This window comes from Listeria ivanovii subsp. ivanovii (assembly GCF_900187025.1).
GTDB classification, from domain to species: Bacteria; Bacillota; Bacilli; order Lactobacillales; family Listeriaceae; genus Listeria; species Listeria ivanovii.
Genome location: NZ_LT906478.1, coordinates 79,799 through 91,081, shown reverse-complemented (window position 1 = coordinate 91,081; position 11,283 = coordinate 79,799). Strand labels below are relative to the sequence as shown.

At 36.4% G+C, this 11,283-nt stretch carries 8 protein-coding genes; 1 reads left to right on the top strand and 7 read right to left on the bottom strand.

The genetic code is table 11. From position 1 onward, the window contains the following. Positions 1–7 precede the first annotated feature (7 nt). The 6 genes from CKV67_RS00410 to CKV67_RS00385 form a co-directional block, all read right to left on the bottom strand. Complete coding sequence (locus CKV67_RS00410; RefSeq protein WP_025279689.1) at positions 8–700, bottom strand: class II aldolase/adducin family protein; 693 nt, start codon at positions 698–700, stop codon at positions 8–10. A 26-nt stretch (positions 701–726) separates the two neighbouring features. Beyond that, a complete protein-coding gene (locus CKV67_RS00405) occupies positions 727–3,933 on the bottom strand; it encodes a discoidin domain-containing protein (protein ID WP_258380591.1) in 3,207 nt (1,068 codons plus the stop codon). Next, complete coding sequence (locus CKV67_RS00400; protein WP_014091645.1) at positions 3,930–5,393, bottom strand: discoidin domain-containing protein; 1,464 nt, start codon at positions 5,391–5,393, stop codon at positions 3,930–3,932. The genes CKV67_RS00405 and CKV67_RS00400 overlap by 4 nt, the downstream gene beginning before the upstream one ends. Before the next feature lie 88 nt (positions 5,394–5,481). After that, positions 5,482–6,804, bottom strand: a complete 1,323-nt coding sequence (locus CKV67_RS00395) for a family 4 glycosyl hydrolase (RefSeq protein ID WP_025279688.1) — start codon at positions 6,802–6,804, stop codon at positions 5,482–5,484. A 12-nt stretch (positions 6,805–6,816) separates the two neighbouring features. After that, a complete protein-coding gene (locus tag CKV67_RS00390) occupies positions 6,817–8,229 on the bottom strand; it encodes a PTS transporter subunit EIIC (RefSeq protein ID WP_025279687.1) in 1,413 nt (470 codons plus the stop codon). A 19-nt stretch (positions 8,230–8,248) separates the two neighbouring features. Beyond that, a complete protein-coding gene (locus tag CKV67_RS00385) occupies positions 8,249–9,031 on the bottom strand; it encodes a carbohydrate deacetylase (RefSeq protein ID WP_014091642.1) in 783 nt (260 codons plus the stop codon). A gap of 131 nt (positions 9,032–9,162) precedes the next feature. Here CKV67_RS00385 and CKV67_RS00380 point away from each other — a divergent pair, with 131 nt between their 5' ends. After that, positions 9,163–9,882, top strand: a complete 720-nt coding sequence (locus CKV67_RS00380; RefSeq protein ID WP_014091641.1) for a GntR family transcriptional regulator — start codon at positions 9,163–9,165, stop codon at positions 9,880–9,882. A 421-nt stretch (positions 9,883–10,303) separates the two neighbouring features. Here CKV67_RS00380 and CKV67_RS00370 read toward each other — a convergent pair whose 3' ends face one another. Further along, positions 10,304–11,206: an Ig-like domain-containing protein gene (locus CKV67_RS00370; protein ID WP_014091640.1), complete on the bottom strand. Its 903-nt coding sequence runs from the start codon at positions 11,204–11,206 to the stop codon at positions 10,304–10,306. Between the last annotated feature and the right edge of the window lie 77 nt (positions 11,207–11,283).

Below are 11,283 nucleotides of genomic sequence, written 5' to 3'. Positions count from 1 at the left end.
TTTCACCTCATTTCGAGTACTTCTTATAGCCGGGGTGTTTCCCTGTGATTTTATAATTTCCACGCATTTTAAATAAGCGCTCCAGATTTTCACGCGGAATTTCTTTCTCCACTTCCCCGCCTCGCAGCATACGAGCAACAAACATTGTCTTTGCAACTAATTCCAAGGTTTCCATCCGGTAGTACGCTGTAATTAAATCACTACCAACCGATAACGCTCCATGATTTTCAAGAAGGAGTACATCGTGTTCTGGTAAGTATGGGGTAATCGCCTCAGGAACTTCCATAGTTGATGGTGTCCCGAATGGTGTAATTGGCACAGAACCGATAGTGATAGAACTCTCAATAAGGGAGTACGAGTCAAGTGGTATTTGTGCTAAAGCAAATCCTGTAGCAGTCGGGGGATGGGCATGAACAACCGCGCCAACATCCTCTCGTTCCTCGTAACAACGCAAATGCATTTTAATCTCGCTTGACGGGCGATACCCCTCAGGATTTTCTTCGAGCAATTCCCCTTTCCCATTAATTAATAATAATTTATCAGGAGTTATAAAACTCTTGCTAATTCCTGTTGGCGTTGCAATATACATATTCTCTTCTAACCTAGCAGTAACATTTCCATCATTTGCCGCAACCCAACCCTGTTGCCACATTTTATGACAGACATCACATATTAAATCTTTTAGTACTTCTATCTCCATTTATAAAGCCTCCTTTTAGTATAATTTTATTGATAAGTACGGTGAATCAATCCGAGTGTTGCTAAAATGATCCCCCCACCAGCTACTACCGGTATGAAGCCACTATCTCCAGTGGGTGGTAAATTTTTCTTCATGGTATTAGTAGCAACTGGTTTTTTTGTAGTTAGATTTTCTTTTATAATTGTATTTCCTCCCCCATTGCCATTGCTAGGTTCGACTATTCCGGCAGCGTTACCTTCAGTTGACGGCGGATCCTTTTCTCCTATGTTTTTTTGCGCTGTTGCGAGAGTATTTAGCAATTTTAATTTCGTCTCAGATGCAGGGAGTTGGTTTATTAGCTCTTCTACCGCTTTAATTTGCGTAGCTGTTGTTCCAACTAGAAAGCCTTTGCTAGGATCATTTATGTCCTTTAAAATAGCTGCTAAGGCATCCTTTGCATTATCTTCAACAGTGGCTTTTATGATTCGATACGTTTCACCGGCTTCCGTTTTAAAGTCGACTGTTTCTTCTAGCTTCTTTTCTTGGCTAGTACTTTCTTTTTGGGTGCTATTTTTTGTTGTACCGTAACTTACTTGAATCACTTTATTTTTTGAATTTAATACACGAACTTTTTCATTTTGGTACGGATTGACTACTTTCACGTCATTTCCTTTCTCACTAGTAATCTCCATATCGGAAATATTGTTATTCGTCATTTTGGCAGAGACTAAAAATGCGCCTTTTTCTCTAATTTGACGGAATTCACCATTAGTGTTTTCTGGCCAAACAGGGAACAGTTTCATAATCCCCTCACTACTTTGGAGCATCATATTATTGATAGATTCGATGATGCCTGCTTTCTCCCAACCATGAGTATTATCGTTTACATAATAATTCTTATCCATCTTATTAGTGACATTTGTGATAATCTTGCTTCGTAAAGTTGCGGCATCATATTGTAATCTTGCTGCTTGTGTAAATATTTTCGGTGTATTGTTATTTGATGCCCAGCCTGGACTACCGTCATTTCCCATAACATCTACTGTGTTTCGGCCTGCTTCCAGTAGTCTAGATTCAGAATCAAAACCTAATTGATTTCCCGGCATGACAAACTCTAATTCTACCGTTGCGGAAATTGGCCGTACGTATCTGTCTTCAGAAAGCCCAAAAATTTCTTTACCAAAGTAATTTGAGCTAGTCTTCCAACTAGTTGCTTGATTATATTCATAAATTGCTGTTTCTGGTTTAACTAAATGGGTTGCGATATCTTTCCAATCTGCATAGGTACTTTCGGAAAGTTGATTATTTTTACTAATGGTTACCAAATTATCCATCAAGTATTGTAGATTTCCTACAGCAACAGTTGGGTTAAACTCAAAGGAACTCTCATGGGAACCGTCAAATAAAACATAAGTGTAATTTTTACCACCTGAGTAGGGAGGATATTTTGCGTAATTAGCTGTATATTTTGTGGCCAGCGTATTACCTTTTACACCAGATGGATTGTCTTTGATATATTCTTGGTCTATTCTAGGATTTCGTTTTTCTAGCCAAATTTTGTAGAAATTACCTACCTTTGTTAGGAAATCATACGGCGAGTATGTGCCATTAGGCGTTTCGATTTTGGTAAACATCCACTCGTCATCTTGTGTGTATTCGTAGTATGCGCCAATTTGAGATGCAAGTAACAGGGCATCAATTGTTTGATTTAAATAGCTTCCCTTTGTCTTATCATCTATATAGGGTACTATTCCAACTGTGAAGAGGAGCGAATCATTGAACCCATTTTTAAAAGCGTTTTCATCTTTTCTTGTACTGTAATACCAAGGAGAAATTGATTCTAATTCAGCTGGATCTGAAGCCCTTTTGATGCCTGTATTCATATAACGAATTGCTTCATAAAACATCGGTTCGGAAAACTCAAGGAGTCGGTTACTCGAATAAGATCCGTAATAAGGCGCTTGGAAATTATAGTTTAAATGGTAGTCACCTTGCCAGTTTGCCTGGTCAGTCGTAATCCACGGACCATATAAACCAGGTGCGGTTTTTCCTGCTCTAGTTGCTGAACCAAAAATATATTGAGAACCGTAGTAAGTTTTATTAAGCTTGGTGTTTCCTGTATCTACATAGGATTGAAGATAGTAATTTTTCCACCAATCGAGCGTTTTTTGACGTTCCTTGGCAATGCTTGTTTCTGTATTAAAACTTTCTAAAGATTTCACTGCTCCTTGAACTGCCTTTCCATCTTTACCGTTTGGAGCATCTATTTTTTGATCGCCTACTGTGTTAATTGCGGAAACGATCGTGATTTTTTTCCCCGCTGGAAGAACAGTATAGATTTTACCAGTGTTATCCTCCGCATCAACGCTTCCTTTACCACCAAGTATTTTTGTAGCGATTGCAAATTCACTCATAAAACCAGCTTGATATTTTTCTTGTTTAGTTTTGCCTTTTGGTGTGACTATATCATCATTTATATTAGACCTTCGCGAAACCCAAGTTACATCACCCGAGACACCTGATTTGGTAGTAGTTTCTGGTTTAGAGGCTTTAGTGTTATCCCCATTAGCTGGTGTTTGGTATGCCACTGTGTTTTTTGCCCATGGATTGATCTCGATAGCTTGATCTGTCTTCGCTTTTGACTCAACGGTTGTAACCATAATATTATTTTCTGCTGACAACCAATTGTTAATGCTGACTGGTGCTGATCCAATTGTCATTTCAGTATTTATTTCAGCTTTAGCAATATCCATTTTTTCTTGAAATGCTGTATTAGCAGCTTTTAAAGGTTTTGTTTCACTGGCTTGTTGTGTGGCTTGTGGTGAGCCAGAATCGATTGGCAAAGTGTATCCCGGGGAAGCGAATAGATACATTTTAGCAACGCGAGCACGTTGGGAAGAAATGGTTCCTGTTTGTTGTCCAGTAAGTATTTCCACTTTCACATATCTTGCTGTAACTTTTTCTGGTAGTTGAATATTAATACGCCCCGCTTGATTATTAGTGATATTTTTTATTTCTTGCCAGTCGATTTTATTTTCGCTAATAGAAATTTTCATGTTTTTGGTATTAAAGTTTTGATAATTACGCGCATTGTTATTCCCACTTGCTACTAATGAATTGACCAGACCAATGTCTCCTGCATTCACAATTCCTATTTCTTTAAATTCTTTATCTGCTTGTAAATCAATAGTGAAAGACTGGGGCATTCCTGGGTTGCTAATCCATCCACTATAATCGTTATAACCATTTTCTATTTGCTCCCAATTGTCATCAATAATACTGTCCGCCCTTTCATAGCTGTTGTTGCAGTAATTGTACTGTTTGTCGCAATGCTATCTTCAGCATTTTTGTCATTATAAAGTTCCAATTGGCTGATTCGCGCTTTTGCTGTATTTATTGGCTCATCACTTGGCTTTGTAATATGCAAACGCACATATCTAGCTTCATAAGGATACAATAGCCGACGATCGGTTGTGTCTGCCATATTACCAATAACTTCATCAATTTTAGTCCAATTTTCATTATCAGAACTGATTTCCAAATAAAAGTCTTTTGTGTTTAAATTGGCACCATTTTCAGCAGTACTATTATTGTGTTTTACGGTCCAACGATTGAATTGTTGCTTCCGTTTTAAATCTATCGTTAATGTTTGTTCCTTTTCTGCCTCTGAAACCCAGCCAGCAAATTTTTCTGTTTCTTCCTTACTTTGCCATTCGTAAGCTCCATTAACGGCTTTGCTTGCTTCAAACCCCTTTGTTTCCGAAGAGGCACTCGCAGGCATTCCATAAGCTAAGTCTTTTGGATGTGTAGACGGAGCATTGTCAACAACCGGCATTTTGTAAGTATCATTATTATCATAAAGTTCCAATTGACTTATCCGAGCTATACCATCGCCACTATCCGCCGTCGCCTTATCAATTAGTAGCCGGATATATTTCGCAGTCACTGGTTTCGCTAATTTTTTATCCGTTTCATCAGCAGTATTACTAGTTACTGTATCTAGCGTTTGCCAATCTGCATCTGTAGCAGTACTTAGACTCTTTCCTTCTGGTAAAATTTGAATCTTAAAGGACTCCGTATTGCGATTCTTTCCTTTTTTTGATGTGAAATTATCATGCCTAATTACATAACGATCAAACCTTTCATAACCTAAAAGCTGAATAGTTATCCAAGCAGGCGAGTCCGTATTCTTAGCTTCAAATCCTGTAAAAGTTTCTCCCGCATTACTTAAATCATTAGAATAAAGCCCTTGTGTCGCTAATTTCCCTTCATGATTTTCAGCTGCTGGCGAACTCGTAGTATTCATATTAAAAGCTAGATTATTGGGATCACGAGCTAGGCCTTCTTTCATCGTTAACCCACCACCAGTGATGATTTGTGGATTCCTACCACGATAACCAAAATAACGGGTATTATCACTCCAAAAATTATTGGAAGATAGTAAATACGTTTTTTCTGTGGCATTTCCATATGAGGTGACACCAACATCCCCGTTACCAAGAACTGCTGTGCTCGGCATTCGTCCTGTAATTGCTCCAGAATATTTAGTGTCACTCCAAGTGGCATCTGCTTGAAACTCATCCATTAGTTGTTGCACTTTTTCCCAATCTGTTCCTGAGGCGGCCTTTACAGTATCTGTTTGAAAAGTGAATAGTGATGCACAAGTCATTAATACAAGTAGTATAGATGTATTAACCTTCCATACCTTTTTCATTCAAATTTTCCCCTTCCATCATTAGACTCATAAAAAAAGCAAGTATATACTTAAGTTGTAAGATATATACTTGCTTCGGACTAAAGAATCAGCGTAATTCTGGCCAAAAATCTTTATTTACTTCTATAAATTCATGAAGCATTTTTTTTGCAACAGTGGCTGAAGGAACTGCTTGATTTAGTGTAAATGCTTGTAATGCCTTCAAATAGCTTTCCTCAAAGAAAGCATCTACAAGTAATTTCTCTGCGGCACACTGGGCTTCAATCAATCCTTTATGAAAATCCGGAATAGCATCTAAAGCAATTGGTTCCACTCCTTTTGCACAAACATAGGCTGGCACTTCAACTACGGCATCTGGACGAATATTTGGTATAGAGCCTCGATTAGGTGTAATAATCATAAAACGACGATGTTCGTCATTCAAAAGCGATGTAGCAATATCTACAATATATTGCCCATGACTACCAAAGTTCAGTTCAATATCTGAGTTATTCTCACCAGTCATACATTTTTCCGCTAAAGCATAAACTTTTGTTTCACGGCCTTCCATTACTTCATTTGCACGAGTGTGATTAGGATCAGCCTCTGCTACGACAACATCCGGATAGAGATAATACTCCATATACGTATTTGGTAAATAACCTGGAAAATCTGTTATCATTTGCCCTAACATCCGATAAGTCCTTGCCCAAGAAGCATCTCCGGTATTAAAATCAGCTACATCCAATCCATTGTTCATTTTATGAAGAATATCTGGAAGAATATCGCGCCCTTCTTTTTTGCTATAAATAGAACGATACCAACCAAAATGATTTAACCCATAATATTCAGGAATAAAATCAGCATGTTCATAACCAAAATCCGAACAAATTGTTTCTTCAATTGAAATCGTCATATCACAAACATTAATAATTTTTGCTTTTGGAAATTTACGTGCAACTGCTTCTGACACAATTGACTCAGGATTAGAATAATTTAGAATCCACGCGTCTGGCGCATAGTGTATAATTTTCTCTACTAGAGGTAAAAAAGCTTTGATAGAACGTAAACCATAAGCAAAGCCACCTGCCCCACATGTTTCTTGACCGACGCAACCATATTTAAGCGGAATTTTTTCATCTGTTTCACGCATTTGCAAACCACCTGCCCGAATTTGCGAAAAAACAAAGTCCGCACCTGTAAATGCTTCTTCTGGATTATCTGTCGCTAAAAAACGGACAGAAAAAGGATAATTTTTCTTAATTAACGCTTGGATAAGGTAGCCCATTCTTTCTTGGCGCACTTGATCAATATCATATAATCTTAATTCTTTTATTCGCAATTGATTTGGATTTTCTAATATAGCTTGTACAATTCCCGGGGTGTATGTACTTCCTCCTCCAGCAATTGTAACCGTCACTTCTTTGGACATGTTACTTCCTCCTTATTCATCTAACAATTTATTTAATTCCAAATGCACATAAGTTACCTGAAGTCCAATAACCACTTGAACATTATGCTCATCTATTTTAATGACTCCATGTGCGCCTACTTGCTTCAATTTCCCATCATTCACAAGAGACATATCTTCAACTTCCATACGTAACCTTGTTGTACAAGCATCTGAATTAATAATATTTTCTTTCCCACCAAGATTTTGTAAAATTTTCTTCGCAATATATTCGTAGTTATTACTTGCAAGATTTAAATCTTCTTCTTCTTTTGTTGACTCTGCACTAAATTCAATATCATCCTCACGCCCTGGAGTTTTCACATCCCGTTTTGTAATAATGAAATAGAAAGTAACAAAATAAAGGAAGAAGAACACTATCCCAATTGGAATAATCCATATTGCATTTGTCGCGATATTGAAATTAATAATGTAATCAATAAGCGAAGAACCAAACGTAAACCCAAGATGGATATTAAATAAATAACAAGTAAACATTGCTAAACCAGCATAAATTGCATGGATGAAATAAAGAAGTGGCGACTGAAACATAAAGCTAAATTCTACTGGTTCAGAAATACCAGCAATAAAAGAAGTAGCTGCTCCTGACATCATTTGGCCTTCCACTTCTTTACGCCGATCTTTTTTAGCCGCCTTTGTTATCGCAAAGGCAATCCCCGGAATCCCAAACATCATGATAACGAAGAATCCAGCTAAAAATAAACCAGCACTCGGGTCCCCATTAATAAAACGTGGAATTTCTCCAGTATATGTTTCACCATTTGCAGCAGTATAGGATCCCATTGCATAATAAACATATGTATTCAATACATGATGTAAGCCGAATGGAATGAGTAAACGGTTTAAGAAACCAAAGATGAATACACCAAAAGCTCCCATGCCTAGTAACAATCCAGAAAATGAGTCAATTCCAGACTGCGCGTATGGCCATAGCCAACCGAATAGTAAAGAAGCAACCGTATTTACAAGCATAATCATGGTAATTGGAAATTTATTCCCCCCGAAAAAAGAAAATATTTGGGGTAATTTTTGATTATTGAATTTATTCCAACACCATGCTGACATGAGTCCCGTGAAAATACCACCAAACACACCCATGTTAACGTCGGGATTCATGATTTTCAATCCTTCTCGAAGTGTTAACATACCGACAACTGCTGTTAGAGCCGCAATTCCTTTATCTTTTCCTTTAGCAAATCCAATCGCTACACCAATCGCAAACAACATGTCTAAATTTCCAAAAACCGCATTCCCTGCTGCCATTAAAATTGGTATATTCAACATATCCGGTGCTGCTAAACGTAAGATTAATCCAGATACAGGCATGGCAACAACTGGAAGTAACATAGAGCGCCCTAATGTTTGCATCCCTGATTTAAAAGCCATTTTTTCTCCTCCTAAAATTTTATAAATGAGAATAATTGCTAAGTTTCAAGGTTGTTGATTCTTTTACTTTTTTGCTAAATGTAGAATTCATCAAGATGTCCGCTTCAATAACCCTTGCAGTATTTAGGGAGGAACCTTCCATAATATCGCGATCTAAGTAAGCTGGATGACACATAATTTCTACTGATTCAAAATGGGACATCGTTTCTAGTAACTTTTCAAAATAAGCCGCCATTTCTTCATCTGTTTTGTTAAATTCTTTTTGCAACCCCGTATAATCAAAGTCATCTACGAAATAATCCACTATTTTAATTCCTTCTAATGGAATATTGGCATCGTCTAAAAAATTTTTTCTAATAGGCAATTGATATTTCTTGGCAAGTTCAAGCGCCACCTCAATACATGGCCCCATCGTATGAACATGATGATGACTGTCTAAATGAGTAGGAACAATCCCACTAGCATAAACTTTTTGAATTTGCGCGTCCCATTCCTGATAAAGCTCACCAGTATCAATCTCAAAACCTGCTTCTTTATAATGAGCAAGTTTCTTGAACATCCCATTTTCTGTTGTAATAGTCTTTAGGTTTTGTAAGATTGACCGGCCACAAGTAAGTGTCATATGAACACCCACACCTAGCCCGCTGTTGCTCTTGGCAAGTTCTACCGCGTGAGAAAATCCTGGCATATTCGCCATTAACGTAGTCGAAGTCAAAATACCGTGATTAAAACAATCTACAATCCCATAATTCACTCCTCTCGAATAACCAAAATCATCTGAGTTAATAATCAACTTTGTCATTTCACACCTCTTTCACATGATATTTTAAATACAAATTAAAGAGATTTCCATAATGATTGTATAACAAATAAATTTTAATTGCAATAGCTCTTTTAAATTTGATATAATACAAATAAAAGATGGAGGTTCGTATGAAACAAAATAACCCTAAATATATCCAATTAGCAAATGATTTAAAAGAAAAAATAGATAAAAAAACCTATAATACGGGCGACACCATCCCAACCGAATCTGTATTATCCGCCCAATACTCTGTTAGTAGAATTACTGTAAGAAAAGCCGTAGCTAAATTAATTGATGAAGGCTACTTAGAATCCGTACAAGGAAGCGGCACCTATGTAAAGGAAAAAATAGTCCACGATTTATTTGAATTAAAAAGTTTCGGTGAAGAAATGGACGGGAAAGACCGTGTATTTTCAAGCGAAATTCTTCAATATGAAATCCAAAAACCATCCAAAGAGATTGCCCAAAAACTTCAAATTTCCGAACAAGATCGAATCTATTATATTCGTCGCAGTAGAATCGTCAATAATTCCATTTTCGCGGTTGAAGACACATTTATGCCGCTATCCCTCTTCCCAGATTTAACTTATGAAATTATGCAAGGTTCTAAGTATGACTATATCGAAAAGCAAAAAGGCATCCGTATCAAAAGCAGTCAGCAAGAATTTACACCCATCTTACCAAATGAAGCAATAGCCGCCTTATTCCAAATACCTACAAATAAACCGATTTTAGAAATCAAGTCCATTGGTATACTCGAAACAAACATACCATTTGAAGTATCCAATATTTATTATAAAAGTTCCGAATACAAATTCACGATTACTTCTCAGCGAAAGCACAAGTAATACTAGCTATATAATTATTGGTTATATATTTGTTATTAAACCTATTAAAAACGCCAATGGATTTTTGTCCATTGGCGTTCTTTGGTAGTACCGACATGCAATTGCGAAAAATATCTTCCATTTTTAAATTTACAATTATTATTGTAACTACTTTATTTTTTGGATAAACACTTATTATATAATAGAAAGTAAACACGCTAGCTAGACTCAATACTATAGATAAATTTTCGTTTACATAGATATATGCGATATACAAGCCTATTATTACTAGAATAACTGTTCCAAAAAACAAGCTGATAATCTTCCTTCTCCTCACCACAAGATTAATTATATGCGTTTCATACCATTTATTTAATACGCTATATGTGTTTATTATTAGCTTAAATATATTTTAGTTTCTTTTTTAGAAACAATTCCTATCTCAACTTCCAAACACCTTGTAAAATAAAGGCTGTACCACTGTTCCATCAAACATTGCCTCTGTTTCTCCAACACTGATAAGTTCACTAAACGTATAACTTACTTCATTCATGTAAACAGGTAAATCCCATATAACACAGCCATCTACATATATTCCATTATTACTGATAAAATTTGGAGCAATTAATGTTCCATCTGGCTCTTTGACTGTATTTGTAATGAACAATTCTCGCTGGTATTTCACTGGTTTATTTACACATTTTTGACCCGTTAAATCTATCCAGTTTATCTTCTTTAATCCCCTTACCTCAGATACATTTCTTAGTTCATTTCCATGCAAATCCAGTACCTCTAGTTTAGGTAAAAAGCAAAGCGCCCCAATGCTTCTTAGTTTATTTTTACGAATAGATAAGATTTCTAAATTTTCCAAATGAACAAGCGAATCAGTATCTCTAAGTTCATTATCATCTACAAATAAGCGTTCTAAACAAGCACTTGGAATCCCGTTTAACTTTTTCAGTTTATTTCTATTCAAGCTCAACTCTTCTAACTTGGTTAAATCCTTTAACGGACTAAGGTCACTTATTTGATTATGAGATAGAAACAGCTCTTTTAAATTAGTAAAATATTGCATTCCTTCAAGAGATTGAATGTTGCAATTATCTCCATTGAATTTCTGTACTTCATCTAGCTCCTCTTGGGAGACAAAACTTGCCACACTCTCCTTACCCAAACTTCTTTTCACTTCATTCGCTAGACCTGGATCTGGAAAGATTTGTTTAATTGACATTGGATGTGGAATACTCGCAGCCTGTACCTTTGTTTCTAAACTTGTGTTAACGCATGTAACAATAAACGTTACTAACATTCCTATTAAGAAAATTTTCATCCAATCTTTTTTCATTAACGATTTACACTCCCTTTATATAAATTGAAAACACTCAGTCTTCCAAGTATGTATTGTAGCTAAAAAAAGGTACT